This window comes from Rhodopseudomonas sp. RCAM05734 (assembly GCF_052658035.1).
Genome location: NZ_CP199742.1, coordinates 1909077 through 1930528, shown reverse-complemented (window position 1 = coordinate 1930528; position 21452 = coordinate 1909077). Strand labels below are relative to the sequence as shown.

General features: G+C 63.4%; 20 protein-coding genes and 1 tRNA gene. 4 read left to right on the top strand and 17 right to left on the bottom strand.

The features are described from left to right. Positions 1-81: 81 nt before the first annotated feature. Positions 82-1083 carry an SDR family oxidoreductase gene (locus ACUXVA_RS09225; protein ID WP_445491758.1) on the bottom strand — a complete coding sequence of 334 codons (1002 nt, stop codon included), beginning with the start codon at positions 1081-1083 and terminating at the stop codon, positions 82-84. A 101-nt stretch (positions 1084-1184) separates the two neighbouring features. Here ACUXVA_RS09225 and ACUXVA_RS09220 point away from each other — a divergent pair, with 101 nt between their 5' ends. Further along, positions 1185-1847, top strand: coding sequence for a TetR/AcrR family transcriptional regulator (locus tag ACUXVA_RS09220; protein ID WP_265080576.1), 663 nt, complete (start codon positions 1185-1187; stop codon positions 1845-1847). A gap of 89 nt (positions 1848-1936) precedes the next feature. Here ACUXVA_RS09220 and ACUXVA_RS09215 read toward each other — a convergent pair whose 3' ends face one another. The 3 genes from ACUXVA_RS09215 to ACUXVA_RS09205 all read right to left on the bottom strand — a co-directional run bounded on the left by ACUXVA_RS09215 (position 1937) and on the right by ACUXVA_RS09205 (position 4405). Then, on the bottom strand, positions 1937-2761 hold the full coding sequence (locus tag ACUXVA_RS09215) for an alpha/beta fold hydrolase (RefSeq protein ID WP_265080577.1): 825 nt from the start codon (positions 2759-2761) through the stop codon (positions 1937-1939). Between the two features lie 80 nt (positions 2762-2841). Further along, entirely contained in the window at positions 2842-3348 is a 507-nt protein-coding gene (locus ACUXVA_RS09210) for a hypothetical protein (RefSeq protein WP_445491755.1), read from the bottom strand. A gap of 142 nt (positions 3349-3490) precedes the next feature. Continuing rightward, the gene (locus tag ACUXVA_RS09205) at positions 3491-4405 is read right to left on the bottom strand and encodes an alpha/beta fold hydrolase (protein WP_265080579.1); all 915 of its coding nucleotides are present in this window, start codon (positions 4403-4405) and stop codon (positions 3491-3493) included. A 99-nt stretch (positions 4406-4504) separates the two neighbouring features. On the opposite strand from ACUXVA_RS09205, the gene ACUXVA_RS09200 reads away from it, so the two are divergent. Continuing rightward, positions 4505-5089, top strand: a complete 585-nt coding sequence (locus tag ACUXVA_RS09200; RefSeq protein ID WP_265080580.1) for a TetR/AcrR family transcriptional regulator — start codon at positions 4505-4507, stop codon at positions 5087-5089. 163 nt (positions 5090-5252) lie between these two features. Here the strand turns inward: ACUXVA_RS09200 and ACUXVA_RS09195 are convergent, their stop codons facing one another. From ACUXVA_RS09195 to ACUXVA_RS09180, 4 genes are all read right to left on the bottom strand, one after another. Further along, the gene (locus ACUXVA_RS09195; RefSeq protein ID WP_413776404.1) at positions 5253-5561 is read right to left on the bottom strand and encodes a UBP-type zinc finger domain-containing protein; all 309 of its coding nucleotides are present in this window, start codon (positions 5559-5561) and stop codon (positions 5253-5255) included. 27 nt (positions 5562-5588) lie between these two features. After that, a complete protein-coding gene (locus ACUXVA_RS09190; protein ID WP_265080582.1) occupies positions 5589-5897 on the bottom strand; it encodes an EthD family reductase in 309 nt (102 codons plus the stop codon). Positions 5898-6003: 106 nt separating this feature from the next. Continuing rightward, positions 6004-7740, bottom strand: coding sequence for an FAD-dependent oxidoreductase (locus ACUXVA_RS09185; protein ID WP_445491752.1), 1737 nt, complete (start codon positions 7738-7740; stop codon positions 6004-6006). Continuing rightward, positions 7727-7948 carry a hypothetical protein gene (locus ACUXVA_RS09180; RefSeq protein ID WP_265080583.1) on the bottom strand — a complete coding sequence of 74 codons (222 nt, stop codon included), beginning with the start codon at positions 7946-7948 and terminating at the stop codon, positions 7727-7729. The genes ACUXVA_RS09185 and ACUXVA_RS09180 overlap by 14 nt, the downstream gene beginning before the upstream one ends. Positions 7949-8276: 328 nt before the next feature. On the opposite strand from ACUXVA_RS09180, the gene ACUXVA_RS09175 reads away from it, so the two are divergent. After that, a tRNA-Thr gene (locus tag ACUXVA_RS09175) sits at positions 8277-8351 on the top strand. A 121-nt stretch (positions 8352-8472) separates the two neighbouring features. Next, complete coding sequence (locus tag ACUXVA_RS09170) at positions 8473-8682, top strand: hypothetical protein (protein ID WP_445491750.1); 210 nt, start codon at positions 8473-8475, stop codon at positions 8680-8682. Between the two features lie 6 nt (positions 8683-8688). On the opposite strand, the gene ACUXVA_RS09165 is transcribed toward ACUXVA_RS09170, so the two are convergent. The 9 genes from ACUXVA_RS09165 to ACUXVA_RS09125 form a co-directional block, all read right to left on the bottom strand. After that, complete coding sequence (locus tag ACUXVA_RS09165; protein WP_265080592.1) at positions 8689-9087, bottom strand: hypothetical protein; 399 nt, start codon at positions 9085-9087, stop codon at positions 8689-8691. 70 nt (positions 9088-9157) lie between these two features. Then, on the bottom strand, positions 9158-9805 hold the full coding sequence (locus tag ACUXVA_RS09160; RefSeq protein ID WP_445491747.1) for a PP2C family protein-serine/threonine phosphatase: 648 nt from the start codon (positions 9803-9805) through the stop codon (positions 9158-9160). A gap of 136 nt (positions 9806-9941) precedes the next feature. After that, complete coding sequence (tagF, locus tag ACUXVA_RS09155) at positions 9942-10616, bottom strand: type VI secretion system-associated protein TagF (protein ID WP_445491745.1); 675 nt, start codon at positions 10614-10616, stop codon at positions 9942-9944. A gap of 6 nt (positions 10617-10622) precedes the next feature. Then, entirely contained in the window at positions 10623-14123 is a 3501-nt protein-coding gene (gene tssM / locus ACUXVA_RS09150; protein WP_445491743.1) for a type VI secretion system membrane subunit TssM, read from the bottom strand. Beyond that, positions 14120-15646, bottom strand: a complete 1527-nt coding sequence (tssL, locus tag ACUXVA_RS09145) for a type VI secretion system protein TssL, long form (RefSeq protein ID WP_265080596.1) — start codon at positions 15644-15646, stop codon at positions 14120-14122. Before tssL ends, tssM begins: the two co-directional genes overlap by 4 nt. Next, positions 15643-16980: a type VI secretion system baseplate subunit TssK gene (tssK, locus tag ACUXVA_RS09140; RefSeq protein WP_445491740.1), complete on the bottom strand. Its 1338-nt coding sequence runs from the start codon at positions 16978-16980 to the stop codon at positions 15643-15645. Before tssK ends, tssL begins: the two co-directional genes overlap by 4 nt. Before the next feature lie 118 nt (positions 16981-17098). Then, positions 17099-18523, bottom strand: coding sequence for a type VI secretion system-associated FHA domain protein TagH (gene tagH / locus ACUXVA_RS09135; RefSeq protein WP_445491738.1), 1425 nt, complete (start codon positions 18521-18523; stop codon positions 17099-17101). A 175-nt stretch (positions 18524-18698) separates the two neighbouring features. Next, positions 18699-19250 carry a DUF6931 family protein gene (locus ACUXVA_RS09130; RefSeq protein ID WP_265080597.1) on the bottom strand — a complete coding sequence of 184 codons (552 nt, stop codon included), beginning with the start codon at positions 19248-19250 and terminating at the stop codon, positions 18699-18701. A 43-nt stretch (positions 19251-19293) separates the two neighbouring features. Then, the gene (locus tag ACUXVA_RS09125; protein WP_265080598.1) at positions 19294-21225 is read right to left on the bottom strand and encodes a type VI secretion system Vgr family protein; all 1932 of its coding nucleotides are present in this window, start codon (positions 21223-21225) and stop codon (positions 19294-19296) included. Positions 21226-21452 lie beyond the last annotated feature (227 nt).

Here is a 21452-nt window from a genome sequence, read left to right as displayed (position 1 = left end):
ATTGCACAGCGCATCAGCCGATGCGGTTGATGTGTTCGCTTGTCAGCACGCGCTTCGGATCACCGTCGCGCGCCACCGCGATCATCGCGCGGCCAAACTTCGCGGCGACGGTGATTCTTCGGGCCGCATAGCCGCTGTCGCTGTGATCAGCGCGGCCCGGGCCGCCTGTTCGAACGATGTGCCGGTGAGCGCCGCCGAGACCTCCCAGAGCCGCGCGGCGACCGCGACATCCTGCGCCTGCGGCATGATCTTCGCGGGTGCCGGCGGCCCCCTCAATTCGAAGAACCCGTTCGGCCCGTAGTAACCGGCCGCCTTCGCGTCGGGCGACGTGGCTGCGAACAGCGTCGGCAATGCGCCGGCCGCTGCCGAATGACTCATCGGGCGCAGCAACCGGGCGGCCAGCGCCATCCATCCGTTGGCGCCGGGACCATTGGTCATCAGATCTGTGAGCGCATAGCCGGGATGCGCGGCATTGCTGAGCAAGCCCCATCCGGCAGCATCGCTGCGACGCTGCAGTTCGAGGGCGAACATCAACATCGCCAGCTTCGACTGGTTGTAGGCCCTCATCGGCGAATAGGATTTCGCGCCTTGCAGATCGTCGAAGTCGATGGCGCCGCCGCGATGCGCGATGCTGCTGAGATTGACGACGCGGGGCGCGGTGCCGCGGCGAAGCATCGGCAGCAGGTGCGCGGTGAGCGCGTAATGGCCGAGGTAGTTGGTGCCGAACTGCATCTCGAAGCCATCGGCGGTGGTCTGCCGCGACGGCAGCGCCATCACGCCGGCATTGTTGATGAGCAGATCGAGCGAGGTGTGAAGACGCGCGAACCGGGCTGCGAAACTGGCCACAGAAGCGAGGCTGGCGAGATCGAGCGTTTCATAACTGATGAGGGCTTCCGGATGCCGGACACAGATCGCCTCGAGCGCGCGGCTGCCCTTGGCGTCATTGCGGCCGGTCAGCACCACTTCGGCGCCGGCACCGGCCAGCGCCAGCGCCGTCTCATAGCCGAGACCACCGGTGGCGCCGGTGACCACGGCGATTTTGCCGGCCAGCGGCGGAATGTCGGCGGTGCTCCAGTCGGTCATGATCGTCTCCCCACATTCGCCCTCATCACGAGGGCCGCAGGCATAAATGTGCACTCAGTGCATATTTGCAATAGGTGCACCGGCGTCTTATGTTGATCGCGATGAGCACAGTCAAGCCACTGAAATCAAAACCGAAAGTCACGACGACGCGGACTCCGTCCGCGGACGGACTGCGCGAGCGCAAGCGCCGGCAGACCAGGGAACGGCTGACCCGGGTGGCCATCGAACTGTTCCTAGCCCGCGGCTTCGAGGCCACCACGCTGGACGACATCGCCGCAGCGGCGGAGATCTCGCGCCGCAGCTTCTTCCATTACTTCGCATCGAAGGAAGACGTGGTGCTGGCCTGGCAGGATGCCAGCACCGACGCCCTGATCGCGGCGATCGCCGAGCGGCCCGCCGACGAGCCGATGCTGACAGCGGCGGAGAACGCCATCCTGACGATGGCGCGCCAGCTCAAGCCCGACGAGGCCATCGCCCTGGCGCGCCTGAAGCGCGACACACCGGCGCTGCGGGCGCGCGAGCAGGTGAAGTACGAGAAGATGGAGCAGGCGATGGCGGCGGCGCTCGGCAGGCGCGCCAGCGACAAGGCCGGGCAGGCGCGCGCCCGGCTGGTGGCGATGATCACCACCGGCGCCATCCGCCTCGCCAGCGAGGCCTGGCTGGCGCAGGACGCCCATGAAAAGCCCGAAGCGCTGGTCAGGCGCACCTTCAAGAGTATCCGGGCCGTTCTCGACGAACCGCCCGCACACAGGTCGAAGAATTAGTGCCCAACGCCGACCTGGAGTCGATGACGCCGCATGCAAGGAATGCTCTCTCCCGCTTGCGGGAGAGAGAGCAAGGACCAACGGCCAGCTCAGCCCTTGATGAAGGCCAGCAGGTCGGCGTTGATGGTCTCGGCCTGGGTGGTGATCATGCCGTGCGGAAAATCCTTGTACGTTTTCAGCGTGCCGTTCTTCAGCAGCTTTGCGGACAGCGGACCGGCATCGGTATAGGGCACGATCTGGTCGTCTTCGCTGTGCATCACCAGCACCGGCACCGTGATCTTCTTGAGGTCCTCGGTGAAGTCGGTCTGCGAGAAGGCGACGACGCCGTCGTAATGCGCCTTGGCGCCGCCCATCATGCCCTGCCGCCACCAGTTGGCGATGACGCCTTCGATCGCCGTGACGCCCGGCCGGTTGAAGCCGTAGAACGGGCCCTCCGGCAGATCGCGATAGAATTTGGCGCGGTTGGCGGCGAGCTGCGCCTGCAGCCCGTCGAACACGTCCTTCGGCAGTCCGCCGGGATTGGCGGCGGTCTTCACCATCAGCGGCGGCACCGCGCTGATGATCGCCGCCTTGGCAACGCGGCTCTCGCCGTGGCGCGCGATGTAGTGCACGACCTCGCCGCCGCCGGTGGAGTGGCCGACATGGATCGCATCCTTCAGATCCAGATGCGCGGTCACCGCCGCCAGATCGTCGGCGTAGTGATCCATATCATGACCGTCGCCGACCTGGCTGGACCGGCCGTGGCCGCGGCGGTCATGGGCGATCACGCGAAAGCCCTTGCTCAGGAAAAACAGCAGCTGCGGATCCCAGTCGTCCGCCGACAGCGGCCAGCCATGGCTGAACACGATCGGCTGCCCGGTGCCCCAGTCCTTGTAGAAGATATCGACGCCGTCCTTCGTGGTGACAAATGGCATGCAGCAGCCTTTCCTTGCTCGGTGGATGGATGGATTGCGTAAGCGACGCGCCTCGGCGGCGCGCCCTTGCAGTGCAGGGATCAGAAAGCGATCACCGCGGGCGGGCGGAATTTTCTCACCGCGGCAACGATAGCCGCGACGAATAACACCAGCACGACACCCTGCACGATCGCGAAGGGCGGCTCCGACGGCGGCACGCTCGGCGCCAGCGCATGCAACGGGCCGACCTTGAGGAAGCTCTGGATGACCAGCACGAACACGTTGAGATACAGCGAGACCATCGCGGTCAGCACATAGATCCAGCGCCATGGGCCGACCAGGTTCTTGCTGTAGAGCGCAAAACACGCCACCGCCAGCAACACCAGCGAGAGGATGCCCACCATGTGCGAGGGCAACAGCCGGGTGAACGGAAACAGGAAACCGGTAACGCTGGTCAGGATGGTGGTGACCAGGAAGATGGCGGTCATGCCGCTCATCCGGTTGGAGCCGAACAGTCCGTACAGGACGACAAGCCCCGACACGATGCCGACCAGACTGATGATGACGTGGAGCAACGTAAATGTTGCCAGACTCATACCGAGAACCATGATGCACCCCCTCTTGAAATACACCCTATGGTACCGGGCGATTTCCGGATTTGCCAGACGTGCCGGACGCACGCAACGCATCACTTGCGTGCGAACCGATCAATAAAGGTTGAGCATCATGCTTTATTTTGTCGCAGGGAGCCTACCTGTTGAGAAACGCGACCAACCTGGGGATGACCTGGTCCGGCGCTTCCTCCATCAGCCAGTGGCCGGAGCCCTTGACAATGACGCCGTCCACATCGGTCGCCACCATGCGGCCCTGCTCGATGAGGAAGGTGCCGCCGGCCTTATCGCCTGATAGCACCAGCATCGGCATCGGCAGTTTCACCTTGGCGAATTCGGCGAAGTCGGCGGCGTCCTTCTCGAAGGCGCGGAACACCTCGAAGCCGGCGGCCATATGACCGGGCTTGGCGTATTCCTTGGCGTAGAACACGCGATCGGCTTCCGGTACCGACTTCTTCGGGTCGGCGGCGAAATCATTCCAGAAATGTTCGAAATAGATGCGCTCGCGTCCGCTGACCAGCGCCAGCGGCGTCTTGCCGTAGAAGTGGAAATGCCAGAGATCGCGCAGCAGCCAGACATGGGTCCAGTCACCGACGCCGGGCAGGAAGGCATCCATCAGCGCGATGCGATCGACCTCGGCAGGATATTGCGCGGCATAGGCATAGGCCACCATCAGCCCGATGTCGTGACCGACGATCTTGACCTTCGAATACTTCAGCCCGGTTATGAGCGCATGAACGTCGCGCGCCATCGCCGCCTTGGTGTAGCCGTCGGCGGGCGCGGCGGAGGAGCCGAAGCCGCGCAGGTCCGGCGCGATCACCGTATGATTGGCGGCGAGTTTGGCGATCAGCGGCAGCCACATGCGGCTGGTCTCGGCATAGCCGTGCAGCAGGACGATGGGATCGCCCTTGCCGGCGATCAGGTAATGCATCCGGACGCCGTTCGCCTCGGCGAACCGGCTCTGCGGCGCCTGCGCCGCGACCGGCCCCGTGATGGCTGCCGCAGCCATGATGCAGATCACGGCGGCGCAGAAATTTTTCAGCATGGTCGACATGACAAACCCCATATCCGTAATTATGTAATGACCACTACGTAATTACGTTTGGCCGATGCTGTCAAGACGACTGACCGTGCCAGCGCAAAAGGACACCAGATGGCAGGACGCCCACGCACATTCGACGCCGACACCGCGCTGGAAAACGCCATGCAGGTGTTCTGGCGTAAGGGCTATGAGGGCGCGTCGCTGGCCGACCTGACGGCGGCCATGGGCATCAGCCCGCCGAGCCTCTACGCCGCGTTCGGCAGCAAGGAAGCGCTGTTCCGCAAGGCGATGGACCGCTACGAGGCCAGCCACGGCAGCTATACGCCGAAGGCGCTGCTGGCGCCGACCGCGCGCGAGGTCGCCGAGCAACTGCTGGCCGGCGCGGTGGCACTGCATGGCGCTGCGCAAAACCCCAAAGGCTGTCTCGGCGTGCAGGGCGCGCTGGCCTGCGGCGAGGCCGGCGATGCGATCCGCGAGGACCAGAGCGCGCGGCGAGTCCTGGCCGAGGAGCTGATCCGCAAGCGGTTGCAGCGCGCCAGGGCCGAAGGCGACCTGCCCAGGGACGCCAGCCCCGCGGACCTCGCGCGCTATCTGCGCGCGGTGATCTGCGGCATGGCGGTGCAGTCCGCTGACGGCGCCACCCGCAAGGAGCTGCAGAAGACCGCGGAGCTGGCGATGCGGGCGTGGCCGAGGTGACAGAGCGAACTATGGCTTGTCCCGGGCGCGGGGCAGCGTGAAACGCTGCTCCGCAGAACCGGGACCGTGACGAACTCCGGCGTCTGGTACGGTCCCGGCTCTGCGAAGCACCACGCCCCGAGGGGGCGCGATGCATCGCGTCCGGGACACGGAGCCAAGCGCTTCAGTAGTAGCGCGGGATCGGGCCGTTATGCGGCGTCTTGCGGTTCGACAGGTCGAACATCACCTCGTCGACGTAGCACCAGCCCCAGCCTTCCGGCGGATCGTAGCCTTCGATGATCGGATGCTGCGTGGCATGAAAATGTTTGGTGGCGTGCTTGTTCGGCGAATCGTCGCAGCAGCCGACATGGCCGCAAGTCCGGCAGATGCGCAGATGCAGCCAAACGCTGCCGCTCTTCAGGCACTCCTCGCAACCCAGCGCGCTGGGCGTGACATCGCGAATGTCTTTCAGATGCAGGCAGGGTTTGGCCACGGTCATCTCCGTTCGGGTTTCAGGCGCTTAAACTTCCTTGGTGTCGAACATCAGCAGATCGACGCCGCCGCTGGCGAAATTCGGCAGATCGCCGGCCGCGGCCTGGCCCTCGGCGCTGCCGAGGCCGGCCTGGATCGCCGCCATGCTGTCGAAGGTCAGCGTCGCCACCAGATGGATGCCGGACGGCCCGGCCGGCGTGGCGACGGCGCCCTGGCTGATCTCGTATTTCTTGAGCCCGGGAATCTTCTTGGCCAGCGGGATGTGCGTCTGCGCGTAATATTTGTCGAAAGCAGCGGGATCGGTCGGCGTCTTGTAGAGCACGAGAACCTGGGCCATTGCATTCCTCCGGATTGCTTTTTTTGAACGTCGCAACCGGTATCCTAGAGCATGATCCCGAAAAGTGGATCCCGGTTTTCGGAAAAGATCATGCTCCAACAAAAGACTAGAGCGCCGGCTTTGCCGTGTCGCCGAGAAATCCGTGCAGCGCCGCGACCACCTGGGCACCCTCGCCGATGGCGCCGCCGACCCGCTTGACGGAGCCCGAGCGGACGTCGCCCACCGCGAACACGCCGGGCACCGAGGTTTCCAGCGCCGACGCGGTTTCGCCGTCGGCCGTGACGCCGGTCGTCACGAAGCCGCCGCGGTCCAGCGTCACGCCGCAGCCGCCGAGCCAGCCGGTGGCCGGATCGGCGCCGACGAACAGGAACAGGTTGCGGATCTCCATGGCGGATTCGCCGCCGGACAGCCGGCTGCGGATGCGCACGCCTGAAAGCCCCGACTCCGGCTGGCCCTCGAGCCCGACCACCTCGGTATTGAACACCAACTCGATGTTCGGCGTTGCCTCGATGCGCTCGATCAGATAGCGCGACATGCTGGCGCCGAGGCCGCCGCCGCGGATCACCATGTGAACGCGGGCGGCATGGGCGGCGAGGAACACCGCGGCCTGCCCTGCCGAATTGCCGGCGCCGACCAGCACGATCTCCTGCTCCTTGCACAGCCGCGCCTCGATCGGCGAAGCCCAGTACCAGACGCCGCGGCCCTCGAAATCCGAGAGTTGCGCGATATCCGGACGGCGGTAGCGTGCGCCCGACGCCACCACGATGGATCTGGCGCGCAGTTCCTCGCCGTCATCGAGTGCCAGCGCGAAGGCGCCGTCGTCGCGGCCGCAGTCCAGCGACTGTACGGTGATGGGGATCATGATGTCGGCGCCGAATTTCTGCGCCTGGTTATAGGCCCGCGCCGTCAGCGCCATGCCGGAAATCCCGGTGGGGAAGCCGAGATAGTTCTCGATGCGGGCGCTGGCACCGGCCTGGCCGCCGAAGGCGCGGGAATCGCACACCGCCACCGACAGCCCTTCCGACGCCGCATACACCGCCGTCGACAGGCCGGCCGGACCGCTGCCGACCACTGCGACGTCGTAGAGCTTGCCCTTGGGGATATGGCCGATCATGCCCATGGTACGGGCCAGGTCCGAGACCGAGGGATTGCGTAGCACGGTGCCGTCGGGCACCACCACCAGCGGCAGATCCCGCGGGGTCGGCGTATAGCGCGCAATCAGATCCGCGGCGTCCTTGTCGAACTCCGGATCGAGCAGATGGTGCGGATAGCCGTTGCGGGTAAGAAAGCCCTGCAGCCGGATGACGTCCGGCGCGTTCGGCGGCCCGATCAGCACCGGCCCGCCGGCGCCACCCTGGATCAGGCTGACCCGGCGCAGGATCAGCGCCCGCATGATGCGCTCGCCGAGATCCGCCTCGGCCACCAGCAGCGCGCGCAGCCGCTCCGGCGGGATCAGCAGGGTTTCGACGTCGCCTTCGGCCTGGCCGTCGACCAGCGCCACACGACCCGACAACTGGCCGATCTCGGCCATGAACTGGCCGGCGCCCTGCTCCACCACCGGGGTGACATGGCCGAGCCCGTCGAGCTGGGTGATGGCGACATGGCCGGACAGGATCACGAACATGCCGGGACCGGGCTTGCCGGTCTCGAACAGCATGTCGCCATCCTTGTAGCGGACTACCTCGCCGAAACGGCGCATCCGCTCGATTTCGGGCGGCGTGAGGGTCGGAAAGGCCTGATCGTGGCGCGGATGCAGCTCAACTCCGCGGGCCAGGCCGACGGCGCCGGCCGCTGTGGAGGAGTCCGGCATCGAAGTGTCCGCCGTGCCGCTAGTCGTTGCCATCCTGCTCCATCCTGTCTGTACGCGGGTCATTGCTATCGCTGGCCGGGCCGCCCGCCGGCTCCGGCGGCTGATCGGCACGGCCACGGGCCTGGAATTTGCGCCGCTTCAGATTCGCACGCAGCGCCTCGCGCAACCGGTTCTGCCGGGCAGCGACATGCGGGCGTTCGGTCTTGGCGTCTGGCTTGGCGTCGGTTTTGGCATCGGTCATGGCATGGTGCTCGGTCAGGTGACGGCCCGGTGGCCGGTAAATATGCACTGGCTTCGCGCCCGCAACAAACCCGGCGGACGGGGTGCGACCTTATCACCGGTGGGCCCGGCGCGGCTGCGGCCACGGCTGGCCAAAGCCCTGGGATCTCGTTGGAGCCGGACCGCCCCGGCCCCGAATCTAGCCATGGGATGCGGATGGCGGCCGCCGTTGCCTGACGGCTGGCGGATAATGACCCGTTCGACGGCCGCGGCGCTTGCGTGGCCTGAGAGCATGTGGCAAGGATCGCCCCGCCGAGCAGGTCGCCCATGGCTGATTCCTGCATCCGCATGCTGCCGTAGCTCAGTGGTAGAGCACTCCATTGGTAATGGAGAGGTCCACAGTTCGATCCTGTGTGGCAGCACCATTCCCCTTCCTTAAATAAGCCAACAACATCAAGCATTTGCCTGCCCCCCCTGCGATCGGCCGGGCTTTCGGCTATACCAGCCAGAACGCGCTGTTTCGACCAGAACGCATCGTGAAAGCCTGTGCCGGCTGGCACACTTTTGGCACAAGCGTTCGGCTTTTTCTCGCCCGCTTCGGCGGGCTGGAATTTCACACGGCCCTTACGGGAACGGGAGGATGGCACTTTCTCGCTCGCCGGCGCGCGCGAGCGCGAGCGCGATAAGGCCAAAGACCTGCTCAAGGTTCGCGTCAATCTTCCCCGCCGTAACGACATTGGCAGCCCCGGCTTATAAGCCGATTTACTGTATCGTCAGCGTCACCGGAACGCCTTTCGCGTCGGGGCAGTCCATCGATCCGCCAAAGCGGCCCGCCAGCGGCCCGCCGAACGTGCAGACGGCCCCCTCCAGCACAATGGCTCCCTCGATACGTGCCAATGGTCGCGCGCCAATGATCCTGGCGCGAAACTCGGCGGTCTTCTCAACGGGGCCTTCGGGGCTGCAGAGCCCTGTATGGGTCATCGTCAACATGCCGGCCAGGGAGCGACCGTTCCGTTCCGACGTCATGGTCACCCGGCCGCTCAAATCCCATTCTGACAGATAGCCGCTCGTTCCTCTGACCACAGTCGACTGCGCCCTCACCGGCCCCGATGCCGACAGGAGCAACACGCCTGCGAATGTCAAAACGATCATAGGCTTCATTGGGGGGATCCTTCGCGCGCGCATGTTGCAGGTCTGCGTCTTCCGCTTGGCTGGGACATATCGATGCCACCTATTCCTGCCCCGCCCGAACTGTCGATACGGCGCCGACCTGCACGATCACCAGTGTCACATTGTCGGACGCGCCACGATCGAGCGTGAGCTGCAGCAGCAGATCGCACGCCACCTGCGCCGGATTTTTTCCGGCCAGCGCGAGAATTTCCTCGTCGCTGACATGAGCCGTAAGGCCGTCGCTGCAAATGACAAAGCCATCGCCGGGCTCCAACATACCGCTTTTTATTTCCAGTTCGGGAGATTCGAACACGCCGATTGCCCGGGTGACCGCATTGCGATGCGGCCAGGTCGCCGCCTCCTCGGTGCCGATCTTGCCCTCAGAGATCAACTCCTGAATCTCCGTATGATCCATCGATATTTGCTCGATGGCGGCGCCGCGAATGCGATAGATTCGACTGTCCCCCGACCACACACAGGCATAGGATCCACCAAATACCAGCAGGATGGCAATCGTGGTACCGATGAGCGCGCCACGCTCGTCAGCCAGTTGCCTGAGCCGACTGTTGGCGATGACCATGTGCGCCTCGCAGCTCGCGAGCAGTTCGGCTGCGCTTGCCGGTGCCGGTATCGCATTCAGCTCCTCGACTGCGACCCGGCTTGCGACGTCGCCTGCGTCATGCCCCCCATGCCGTCGGCAACCGCCCATAGTCCACGATGGGTTGCAACGAGATAGCTGTCTTCGTTGCGTCGTCGAACGTTGCCCACATGGGTGGCTGCGCCGACTAATATTCGCGACGTCGGTTCATCCATGCGGTTTCGTTCCCCATATCGGCATTCCCCGGTCATGCTGCCGCGAATTGACCGGTCAGCATTCGCGAGAAAATGTAAGGGTCGGGCATGTGTTTGGCCGCCAGGGCGCGAGGCGGATAGCTTTCGCCGCCGATCGTCCACCAGAACGACGCAGCGGCATAGACGTCGTCATGCTGACGCAGACGCAGCGCCTCGAACGTTCCGTCAAGGATACCGTCGCCAGCCGCAAAGGCCGCCGTATCGAAGGCCGAACCGGTTTGCGGCAGGGCGGCCCCTCCCTGCGCCGGAGGTATCGGCTGGTCGAGGCGAGCCGATACGACGTCGTAAGTCGTATCCTGATCGAGGGCCGACATCAAAAAGGTCTCAGCCGCGGCGAACCAGCTCTCCTGCGGGTCGAGCTCGGGTGGAGCAATGGATGCGCCGTCATCCGCGCAGGCGAACACCGTCAGCGGAAAATAGCGGCCGACACCGTCGAGCGACGGCATGAAGGCACCGATCGTGCTGCGGCCGCAAAGGTCGGAGCCAAGCCAGAAGCGCCAGATCGGCGCCATCAGGAATGCCGATTGCCAATCCTCGCCGAGTTCGTTGCGCGAGGACGAGATCGCCGCCTGCAGCCACGGCTCCCACGCACCCAGAAAAGCGCGCGGCGCCCGGACCGCGACGAAATCGCGCTTCGACGGAAGCTTACCGTAGAGGCTGCAGTTCATGTCGTCTCACAGCGTAGTCGGACATTTGAATTCGGACATCGCCGGCAGCCGCAGCGGATTGACCACCGTTCCCGTGCCGATCTGGAACGCCACCTCGCGACCGCCGACGATCCAGCTCGCCAACACGCCGTTCGGTCGCGCCGATTTCGAGGCCTTGTCGAGCAGCCGGAACAGCGCCCACTGCCCGGTGCCGCCGGCGATCTCCGAAGGCAGCGTGCCGGGCACCGCCGGCTCCTGCGCCAGCGACACCGCTGTCTTGCCGCCCGCGCCGGGCCAGGTGACCGCGATCGGCGCCGGGTTTTGCTGATTGGACGAGGTGGCGGCGACGCCATTGATCTCGAGCTTTGCGGTCAAACCCGTCACGGGCAGCAGCGGCGGGGTGACGCTGAGACTAATCGAAGGCACGTTGCCGTTGGTCGGAAAGAACGCGTCCTTGATCTGCGAAGCGCGCTGGAACTGGCGCAGCGTTTCCGCCGACATCTGCTTGGCAACCGGATTTTCCTGCCGCCACTTCCATTCGCGCGTCGAGGTGTCGGCATAGGGTTCGAGGTATTTCTTGAAGAAGCCGTCGAAATAGCCGTTGCCGCCGAACAGCCTTCCGAAATCGGCGAGGCCGATCTCGGTGCGGCCACCGCGGTCGAGCGGGTAGCGGCCGGTCGCCAGGCTCTGGCACGGCGCATAGACGAACTTCTGGAATTCGTCGCGGATCTGCCGGTAGGTGTCGTTGGCGATGGTGTTCTCGAACGAATTCGCCGATTGCAGCAGCATGTTGTTGAATGGGTTCGGCATCCGCAATGAATCGTTCTTGAACTGGGCGACCTGGACGCGAAGTGCGGCGGTGGCCTGCTGCTCCTGCGCGGGATTGAGCACCAGCGTCTGCAGGCTGTTGTTGATCGCAGTGAGATCGCCGACGATGACGTCGATCAGCCGCCGCGCTCCGTCGCCTTCCACCGCCTGATGAAATGGCTTGAACTCTGCCTCGATGCTGGCGCCCGGCGAGCCGCCTTGCGAGGTGATCAGCGACGGCAATGCGCCGTCCTTCTTCGCACCGTCTTTTTCCTTGGCGTCCTTCTGCTCGCGCGTCAGCGCGGTCTCGTCGCGGATCGACTCGATCAGCAGGCGGACGGGCGAGGTCGTGGCCGCAGCCGCGTTGAGTGCTTCGTATTTCGGCTTGCCGCCGTTGAGCGGGCGGATGCGCAGCCGATCGAATGCCTGCTTCCAGGCGGCCACGAAGTCGCGCGAATAGCGCCGCAGCAGGTCCGCACTCAGGCTGTCGAACTGCGAGGTGATGGCGTCGATCTTGCCCACGTCGCCCAGCACCCAGTTATCGCTCTTCAACTGCTCCGCGATGGTCGGCAGCTTGTCGATGAAAGCGCGCTGGAAGCCGGCATAGGTATAGAAGCCGGGCACGCTGACCGCCTCGACATTATCGCCGCTGGCGCTCTCGAACACGGTGGCGAAATCCGGACCGCCGCGCCGCGCCGCGACCCAGTCGGGCGCGATCGCCGGGCGGGCCTGCGATTTCAGCAGCTGATAGGCGCGATCGGCGATATTGAGCCGCGCGAGGATGCGGCGGCATTCGTCGATCAGTCCGGTGTTCGGCTCTATCAGCGGCTCATCGCCCCCTTCGAGATCGAACATCGCGTTGATCTCCTCCAGCAGCGCCTTGCGGCCGTCGGCATTGGAGGCGCCGGTATAGAGAGTTTCGCTCCAGTCGTTGCGCATCCACGTCACCACCAGATCGCGGTCGGTCTTCTGCAGGCCGGCAACCATCAGATAGACCTTGAGCGGCTCGTAGAGCTGTCCGGGATTGCCCTTGTTGGCATCGAGCACCTCTTCGAGGCGGAACATCAGCCGCGGCCGGAACAGCCGCTCCAGGCCGATGTGATAGGCCTGCGCGGCCGAATTCTGCAGCCGGTCACGCTGGCTGAGGCCGAACGTCGCCAGCAGCGGCACCGGCGTGCCGCGGCTGGCGTAGCCAGCAGGCAAGTTGCGCAGCTTGAACAGCAGCGGCAACACCTTGTGGAGGTCGCGGTCGGAGATCACCGTCTCATGCGCATAGGGACCGGCCTGCTGACTGTACTCGGCAACGGCGTATTGCGTGCGCGAGATCAGCTCGCGGTTGCGCGTGTAGCTGACGATCCACAGTGCCGTCGCGGCGATGGCGACCAATGATACCAGCGAATACAGGCAGGCTTTGACGATGCGGGCACGACGGACGGCAGCGCGGTCGGTCGAAACCCAGGCGGCCTCGCCGACGATCACCTTGAGGATCAGGTCGGTGAGAAAGAAACTCTTGCCAAGACCGGAATAAGCCTGCGCACCGACCTGCTCCGCCCCGAAGCTTTTCGCGAGCGCGCCGATCAGCCGATCAATTGGCGTGCCCTGCTGTGTGCCCGAGGTGAAATAGAATCCCCGTAGCGTCGCATTGGCATGATACCGCGTCGGCTCGAATATCTGATTGAGAAAATCGAACAGGTGGCCCTTGAGAGCAGAGATCTGAGTTGGAAATCCATACAGCAGAACGCGATTTCCAGGCGCGGGCTCCTCCTGCAATCGATCTGTGAGATCGTAGTTCAACCGCTCGACGAGCGCGTCGAGCTCAGCGGGAACATTGCCGACCAGGTTGCGGGTCTTGTCATCCGTCTGGAACGTCGCGCCCCAGACCTGACGGCGGCCCTCGTCCGTGAGGCTGATAAAATACTCACGAAATCCGGCGACCAGATCGGCTTTTGTGAACAGCGCGTAGACCGGGAAATCGACCTTGAGGAGGTCGTGCAACTCGAGCAGCCGCGCCCGGACGGCATCTGCATGGACGGCGATCTCGCCGGGGTCCAGCGTCATCAGGTCTTCAAGGCTAATGACGACAAGCACGCCATTGATCGGCTGACGCGGCCGGTTCTTCTTGAGAATATCCAGAAACGCGAACCAGCTCTGCTTGTCCGCCTTCACGTCGGAATCCTGGGTCGTGTAGCGACCGGCCGTATCGATCAGCACGGCGTCTTCGGTGAACCACCAGTCGCAGTAACGTGTGCCGCCCACGCCGGCGATCGCCTTCGGCGTCGCGCCCCGCGACAACGGAAACTTCAAGCCGGAATTGACCAGCGCCGTGGTCTTGCCCGAGCCCGGCGGCCCGATCAGCACGTACCACGGAAGGTCGTAAAGAAAGTCGGCCTTGCCGCCGCTCGCCGTCTTCAGCGTGGCGAGCGCGTCCTTCATGCGATCCTTGAGGACGTCGGTATCGTCCTCGATCTTGTCGGCCTCGGCAATCCCTTCCGAGAGTTTCGCCGCCGCCTTCTTGCGTCGGTTCCAGCGGAAGGTCATCACCGACGCAAAGATCGCGCCGACCACCAGAATCGCCATTTCGCGGCCGACATAGCTCTCCAGCGGGCGATAGCCGCCGATCGAGATCAGCGGTCCGAGGAAATAGATCAGGGCGCAAATCGAGGTGAGACCGATCCCCGACAGCACGATCCGGATAACGTCTCTGGATGCGATGCCCTTCATTGGCGGCAGGTCCGCTCTGTGACCGGGCCGGTATCTGTCCGTGGAATTAACATCTCGACGCGCCGGTTCTTGGCGCGTCCCTCGGCGGTCTTGTTGTCGGCGATCGGCGCGGTCTCACCCTTGCCGTCGCTCTGCAGCCGATCCGGCTTGGCCAGCGACTTGCTGAACAGCGCCACGACGCTCTTGGCGCGCTCCACCGACAATTGGTAGTTTGAAGGGAAACGGACATTGCTGGCGCCGATCGGCGTGCTGTCGGTATGGCCGATCACCTTGATGAAGCCCTCCTCCTTGTCGAGCGTCTGCGCGACACGCTCGGAAATCGGCTTGAATTCGTCGAGGACGGTGGCCGATCCCGAATTGAATAGCAGCACGTTGCCGACCCGGATAATGATCTGGTTAGCGGTCTGTTCGACGGCGGCCTTGCCGGCCGCTACTTCGGGCTTCAGCGCCGCGCAGATGCGCTGCAGCTGGGTGATCGTGTCGGGCTCGGGCGGCGGCACATAGGGCGGCGGCGCCGGCAATTGAACCTTGCGGGTCAGCGACAGCTTACCGGTGTCGTGCATGTTCGCCAGCGCGGCGGCGGCGATGTCGGCTCCACCGGTCAGCCAGTAAAGCAACACGAAATAAACGCCGAACAGCGCAAGGCCGGTCACGCCAAGCACGGCCCACCACGGCACCCGCACGCGCGAGGTCTGGCCTGCGAGGTTCTGTCCCTGCCAGCGCGGCGACAATTCGCGATAGGCCTTGGGACGGACCCGGCGCAGCGTCTCGTAGAGATCACGCTGGATCTGCTGCAAAGTGGCGACGCCGCCGGCCGAGGTGCGGTGGATGCCATGAAAGCCGATCGCCAGACAGGTGTGTTGCAGTTCGAGCACATTATAATTGACGACAGGGTCCTGCTTTAACCGCGTCAACTCCTCATAAAATCGTACGCCGCCAATGCGCTCGCCGAAGAAGCGGCTAAGCATGCTGTACTGGGTCCAGACGTGGCGGTCCTCGGTCGGAATATTCTGAACGATATCGTCGGCGGTGGCGCAGATGATGTACTTCGCTGCGTTCGCATGCGTTTCCGAGACGCCGGCGGAACGGATGTCCTTGTCAAAGAAGATGATGGCATCTGCAACCTGCTCCATCAGGCTGGCAAACGACGCCCGCGCGAGTGCGACGCGCAGACGACCGAGCAGGAGCAACAGCGGACCGGCCGAACGTAGAATCGGGTTCTCGTTGGGCGCGACCAGTTCGTCGATCTTGACGGGCGAAACTGCCGGGCCTGTTTGCGGCGCCTGTTGCTGCCGTTCGGTGAGGATCCATTCGTCGGAGTTGGAATCACCGGGTGCGCCCGACGGCACGTAGCGCGCTCCGACCGCCGGCGTGGCCTGCGGCGGCGGACTGCCGGAACCGACCGGCGTCGGAGCGCCCGGTGAAGCGGGCGCCTCCGGCCGCCGCCCACCCGGATTGGGCCGAACGATCGTCCGCTCGCTGGGAACGCCGAACGGGCCTCGTGGCGGGACCTTGTCACTCATCGCCGATCTTCCAGAACGGCCCACAACTCTAGTTCAAGTTCGGGCCAATCGCCTGAAAAGTGCAGTCCGATCGAACTCGCCGTCGAGAATTCAGGCCACAACGGCGACTTTCGGTCAAAGAAAAAATAGACGTGGTCGGTGATGGCGCGGATTTGCGGCGGCGGCGTCGGGAGGTGGACGAGCGGTACGCCGGGAAGATGGGCATGCACGATCTCGTTCATCTTGGTATTCGGCCCGACTTTCAGCGGCTGCGGGAATTGGCTCTGAATTTCGGTCAGAGGCCGACGCGCCGCGACCTCCAGAACAAATGTCGCGTTGCGAAACAGCGAGCGATCGCGGATTGTGGACACGAACGCATTGGCGGCGCGTTCGATGAGTTCGAGCCGGATCGCGCGGCGGCCGAGCCGCGCGCCGAGAAACTCCTGGAGGTCCCGCATCACGGGGCCGAAGACATTCTCCAGATCGTCATGATCGTAAGCCGGGTATTCACGCGCGCGGCGCTCCGGAGTCGCGAAGGTCGCCAATTCCCCGACCAGACGGAGAAACTCCTCGAACAGGCGTTCCGGGTGCAGGTAGCCCGACTGCCGAAAGTGTTTCAGGACCGCGATATGCCTGTTGAGCAGTTGCAGAACAAAGTAGTCGACACTCTGCAGGCCGCCGCCGGCGGTGGGATCCGCCGCGTAACGCGCAAGTTCTTCGAGCTTGTTGTCGATCCAGCCGACGACGCGATCCATCCAGCCGTCCACGACCGGGTGGGCCCCGCAAATCAGAACGGGGGGGACGTATTTTTCATCGAAGACGATCTGCTTGTCGCGTACCTCGAGAATCCGGCCGATGCCAAGGCCGATATAGCCGGGCTTGGCCGTCTTCCGCAGTTCAAAGCCAAGCCGCGGGAAGGCGACGTCGATCTCCTCTTCGATCCGCAACGACGACGTCGAGTCGATGAAAGTCTCGGCGCCGATCATGAAGCGCGCCGCACTGTCGCTCTCCCGATCGTCCGCCTCACGCATATTGGCAGCGGCCACCGGCATCGAAAGATATGCGATCTGTTGCGAAGCCGTATCGGGCACGATGATGGGTGCCGGCAACGGGCTGTCGCCCGGTATGTCGAAAGGCGTTCCGTCCGGCATGATTCCGGATGCGCGACGGAGAGCAAATTTGCTTTGCTGCGCCAGATCGCGGTCGATTTCCAGATGCGAGAAGCCCCAAGGATATGGCGTAACATACCGTACCCGGGATTCCAGGGCATGCTCGTGGTAGCGGTCGTTTTGCTGAAGGTGATGAGGACGAAGAAACAAGCCCTCTGTCCACGCCACTTTGGAGTACCAGGACATTCTCGAACCGACCTATTCTTTTTCCAGCAAATGCCGATCGAACTTCTCAAGCACGTTGTCATCCCGTTTTCGCACGCCCGCCGCCGTGGGCGACTCGACGCCAGTCAAGAGGGCGACGCTAGTCGCGCCGCTCCTCGCGATCGTAGCATTCGGCGAACAACTCCATATAAGCGTTGAGTACACCGTCCTCGTGCCGTGCGATCCGTGTCTGCCAGCCCGTGACGTAACTGTCCCACAGTCGCGCCTTGCGCGATCCGATGGCTCCGATGAATCCTCGATCCTTTTGCAAGTCCGCTTCGATTCTCGCCGGATCGAAGGCTGAGAACATCAGTTTCAGAGCCTGCTGCATGGCCGTGTATGTCTTGATCTGGTGCAATTTCAGATCGTCGAACCCCTCTGCAAGCGCCCTTCGCGCATCGAGATAGCTCCGCGTCGGTTTGCCGAACATAATGCGCATCGCATCGTCGGTCGTCGGAGCAAACTTGATCGGATTGTTTTCCAGCGCCTTGATCATGGTCTGGTTCGAACTGCGAGCCAAACGCTTGGCGTGCTGACGTGCTTCGAGCAGTTGCTTCATGTTGTCCGTCACCAGCCGCAAAAGCTCACCGAGTTCCTTGGCCAGTTCGGAAGGATCACGGCTCGCCAGCGCCTCGTCGTCCAGGCCGGCACCGCGTGCGACGAGGCGTATAAAGTCGGACGCTTCGCCGAGCGCGACGTCGGCTGACGTGCGCGTCGGCGGTTCGATAGGCATGGCGGGCACAGCCGGCACGCGATCATCGACGGGGGCGGACGTTGCCGGCGCCGAGACGTTGCCACGGCGCTCGTGCTGGAGTTCGGCTTTCGCTGACAGCGGGGCGGCCCACGGGCCATCGGGTTCAGCCGTAATCCATACGGGTCGACGCGGCGTTGGAACCGGGACCAGTTCGGGGGGCGGAGGCGGCGGTTTCGGCGTTGCCTGCGACCAGCTCTCCTCCGTATCGGAGTTCCAGACCTCGGCCGCGGATTGCTGCAGTGGCTGTTGCACACCGGGCGTTGCGGAAGGATGCACCGAGGGCACATCGATTGCCCAGTCAAGGAAATCGGGCTTCACCGGCGACATATCCCGCGGCGCTTTCAGCATTCGCGGATCTATCGGCGGCGCCGCGTCGCCCGGCGCGTCCCACAATTCTCCGTAACTGGTGCTCGCGCCGCTACCCGATGTTGCCTGCAGCGCCGGTGGTTCCTGCTCATCGAGCTCGACCAGGATAATGTATCGCCCGATCAGAAAACGGTCACCATTGCGGAGCCGGTGCGGCCCCCTGAGGCGGCTATCCTCTCCGTCCAGAAACGTGCCGTTGGTCGAAATGTCGTGTAACCAGTATCCATCGTCGTGCCACCTCACCTCGCAATGTTTGCCGGAGATAAAGCGCGTCGCATCCGGAAGGGTCCAGTCGAGATAGGGATCGCGACCGATATCCACCCCACGTTTGCCGGCAATCGAAACACTCAACGGACCGCCATCAGGCAGGCTGGTCTCGTTGTCGATCCGGAGCGTCAGAGTCATTCGACTAGCTCGCAGGCATGGGATCTGAATTGATCGAACCGTCCTCCCGCACTACGGAGAGCGTAGTCGTCGCTTGAAATCTTAGGTCTACTCCGTTCCGCGTTCAAGGCGTTTCCATGCACCCAAGCGACGGAGGAATTGCCCGTCACGACACTTCTGCGTAGTGCGCGATACTTCACAGATTTTTCTCCGCGAGCCTGATGCCTTCGGCGAGACATCGCTTCAACCGATCGGCGCGCTCCGCTTTCTGCATGCCGACGGCGGCGAGCTGTATGGCGACGCGCGCCGCCCGAGCGGTGAGGTAAAGCGGCATGGGAACAGGACCATCGGACTTTGCGAGCATCACCCCGCCGGCCCAACCCGCGGCCAACGCCAGCCAGCTCAACGCGTCGTTGCTGTCGCTTTCGGTTCCGAGTTTCAGCGCCGTCTTTTGCAATTCTTCGCTGGGCCGTTCGACCCATTTCTCCGCAGCGACCAGACAAGCCGCGCGATCGCGGGGAATGTCCCCAAGCAGCATCCGGACGCTGCCACAGGCCCACCAGACCGCTTCCCGACGTGGCAGCAAGTGGGCACAAAAATTGATTGCCTCCTCGAGCTTGTCCTGCGCCAGCAGCTTCTTCAGATGCGCCACCGGCGTGTCGTGGACGGCCGCGCTCGTGGCTCCCTTGGCAAGTTCGGGAAAGGTCTCGAGCAACGACTGGACGGTGGGGAAACGAGCGCGAGACATCCGAACTTCTTGAACTCCCAACGGGTTACACTCCAGATAAAACTCAACCGACCGGGATGGGGATGACGACCGGCATCATGCCGTTGATCAGCACGACTCCGTTGAGGTGGATAATGGGCGCCGTGATATTGATCATCGCCCCGGCCGTATCGTTGATCATGGCCTGCGCCAGCCGGTTGATCATCGGCGCCTCGGTGTTGACGGTTGCCGGCATCACCGTGACCGAACTCATCAGCACAGAATCCTCGATCGAGATCATCGCGGTGGTGCTCTGGGCGCCCATGTCGATGTTGATGATCTGGCTGCCCATCTGCACTTCGACGCTGTCGTCGCCCTTCTGGATCGTCCAGGAGCGGTTGCCGCCGACGGTCCAGGTCTGGTCGCCGCCGAGCGCAGGAGAGTCGAGGTCGACCGTGCCGACCTTGCCAGTCTGGTTGGCATTGATCACGACGAGATGATCCTGCTGCGCATGCATGCGAATGAGCTCGCTGCCCTTTTTGTCCTCGAACATGAATTCGTTGTAGCCGTTATGGCCCTTCGTCGAATCCGACTTGGTACCGGACTGGGTCTTGTGGGCCGGCAGCTCGTAAGGAAATTTGTTGTCGCCATTGTAGATGCAGCCAATGACCAGCGGGCGATCGGGATCTCCCTCCAGATAGGCCACAGCAACCTCCATGCCGACCCGTGGGATGAACTGGGTGCCCCACTTCTTTCCCGACCAGGCGTGTGCCACACGCACCGGGCATGACTTCTTCGGCTCACGGTCCCAGAAGAATTGAACCCAGATATGGCCGTTCTCGTCGGTGCTGATCTCCTCGCTTTCCTCACCTTTCTTGCTGACCACCTTGGCTGTCTGGATGCCACAGATGCAGGGCTTTGGCGTATCCGGGAGAATGCGGAACGGGCGGTTCTTGGTACCGAACTCGTATTCCCCGTGATAGACTTGATCGGCCTCCTTGCCCCAGCCGGAGCGATAGTGCTGGGTGCCGAACCGATGGGTGGAACGCAGCACCAGATAGGACTGGTTTTCCGACGAGACCGGATGGCGCTCGACGTCGACCAGGCTTCCCGGAAAAAGCGAAGCGGCGTCGCCCTCGACCAGGCGGCGGTGATCGACGGCTTGTTCGGCCTCGAGCCGGAATCTGGAAAACTTCTTGCCCTTGCTCTCCTCGTCGTATTTGCCCGGATAGTCGTAGACCTCAAGCTTCGAGAAGGCATATTTCTCCGAGGCCTCGTTAGGCGCGCGCAACTTCTTGTTCGGCTTCAGGTAGTCATAGTCGTTGAACTCCACTTTTCCGGTACGGAACCGGCGTTCCGATATCCAGCCGAACAGGTGCTGGTCGAGGCGGAGTTCGACACCGCTCAGGTAGATGAACGGAAGCTTGGGAACCTGCGGATTCGGCCGATGCGACGAGGGCGAGTCCGCCAGCACCATCGTGTGCTTGCCGTCGGAATGCTCAAAAAAGTAGTAAATGCCGTATTCTTCCATCAGTCGATGGCAAAAGGCGAGATCGCTTTCACGATACTGCACGCAGTAATGAATCTTGTCGTAGTCCGCCGTGGTCCGGAACTCGAAATCGTTGAAGCCGCCCTTGGTGAAGACCTCGCGGATGATGTCCTTGACGTCCTTGTCGAGAAAGATCCGGCAGTCGGCCTTGTAGCCCAGCATCCAGAACCACGGCCGCAGGACGAGCTTGTAATGAAAGAAATCGTCCGACTTTCCGACCCATTGGGCCTGCGCCAGGATACCATCGAACATCCGGACCTTGCCTTCATAGGCCTTCAGCTTGATCGTACATGACTGTCCAAGCGCCTTGTCGAAATCGATATTCTCGTCCTCGCTCAGCGCGTCCACATGGAATTCGAACAGTTCGCCCAGCGCCTCCGTGCCCTCAAATTTCATCAGAACAAGGACGTTCTTGCCCAGCGGGGTCGTTAATTCTGCAACGCGGCCATCCTGAGTGAGCAGTCCCATCTGGTTCTCGTCCTTATAAGGAAGCTACATCCATCATCGAACAGGTCAGGCCCTCACCGGCTCGGGCCAATGCCCCGTTCGCAAGTTCCGAAAAAGCCGAAAACTCTCGCGCGTCGCGCCAAGCAGACTAAACCCGCTGAAATTGTCAGCGTCGGCCCGAGACCGCGGCCTGATGTTTGCCGTCGTTCGCTCCTGCATCTGCTTTCCCTGGTCGACTATAGTCTTGC

Bases quoted from the DNA above. Each gene is read 5' to 3' on its own strand.
- tagF (WP_445491745.1), bottom strand. From the start codon at position 10,616: ATGAACTGCAGCCTCTACGGTAAGCTTCCGTCGAAGCGCGATTTCGTC.
- ACUXVA_RS09220 (WP_265080576.1), top strand. From the start codon at position 1,185: ATGAGCACAGTCAAGCCACTGAAATCAAAACCGAAAGTCACGACGACG.
- ACUXVA_RS09190 (WP_265080582.1), bottom strand. From the start codon at position 5,897: ATGGCCCAGGTTCTCGTGCTCTACAAGACGCCGACCGATCCCGCTGCT.
- ACUXVA_RS09125 (WP_265080598.1), bottom strand. From the start codon at position 21,225: ATGGGACTGCTCACTCAGGATGGCCGCGTTGCAGAATTAACGACCCCG.
- tssM (WP_445491743.1), bottom strand. From the start codon at position 14,123: ATGAAGGGCATCGCATCCAGAGACGTTATCCGGATCGTGCTGTCGGGG.
- ACUXVA_RS09225 (WP_445491758.1), bottom strand. From the start codon at position 1,083: ATGACCGACTGGAGCACCGCCGACATTCCGCCGCTGGCCGGCAAAATC.
- tagH (WP_445491738.1), bottom strand. From the start codon at position 18,523: ATGACTCTGACGCTCCGGATCGACAACGAGACCAGCCTGCCTGATGGC.
- ACUXVA_RS09205 (WP_265080579.1), bottom strand. From the start codon at position 4,405: ATGTCGACCATGCTGAAAAATTTCTGCGCCGCCGTGATCTGCATCATG.
- ACUXVA_RS09200 (WP_265080580.1), top strand. From the start codon at position 4,505: ATGGCAGGACGCCCACGCACATTCGACGCCGACACCGCGCTGGAAAAC.
- ACUXVA_RS09185 (WP_445491752.1), bottom strand. From the start codon at position 7,740: ATGGCAACGACTAGCGGCACGGCGGACACTTCGATGCCGGACTCCTCC.
- ACUXVA_RS09210 (WP_445491755.1), bottom strand. From the start codon at position 3,348: ATGGTTCTCGGTATGAGTCTGGCAACATTTACGTTGCTCCACGTCATC.
- ACUXVA_RS09160 (WP_445491747.1), bottom strand. From the start codon at position 9,805: ATGGGCGGTTGCCGACGGCATGGGGGGCATGACGCAGGCGACGTCGCA.
- tssL (WP_265080596.1), bottom strand. From the start codon at position 15,646: ATGAGTGACAAGGTCCCGCCACGAGGCCCGTTCGGCGTTCCCAGCGAG.
- tssK (WP_445491740.1), bottom strand. From the start codon at position 16,980: ATGTCCTGGTACTCCAAAGTGGCGTGGACAGAGGGCTTGTTTCTTCGT.
- ACUXVA_RS09180 (WP_265080583.1), bottom strand. From the start codon at position 7,948: ATGACCGATGCCAAAACCGACGCCAAGCCAGACGCCAAGACCGAACGC.
- ACUXVA_RS09165 (WP_265080592.1), bottom strand. From the start codon at position 9,087: ATGAAGCCTATGATCGTTTTGACATTCGCAGGCGTGTTGCTCCTGTCG.
- ACUXVA_RS09215 (WP_265080577.1), bottom strand. From the start codon at position 2,761: ATGCCATTTGTCACCACGAAGGACGGCGTCGATATCTTCTACAAGGAC.
- ACUXVA_RS09130 (WP_265080597.1), bottom strand. From the start codon at position 19,250: ATGTCTCGCGCTCGTTTCCCCACCGTCCAGTCGTTGCTCGAGACCTTT.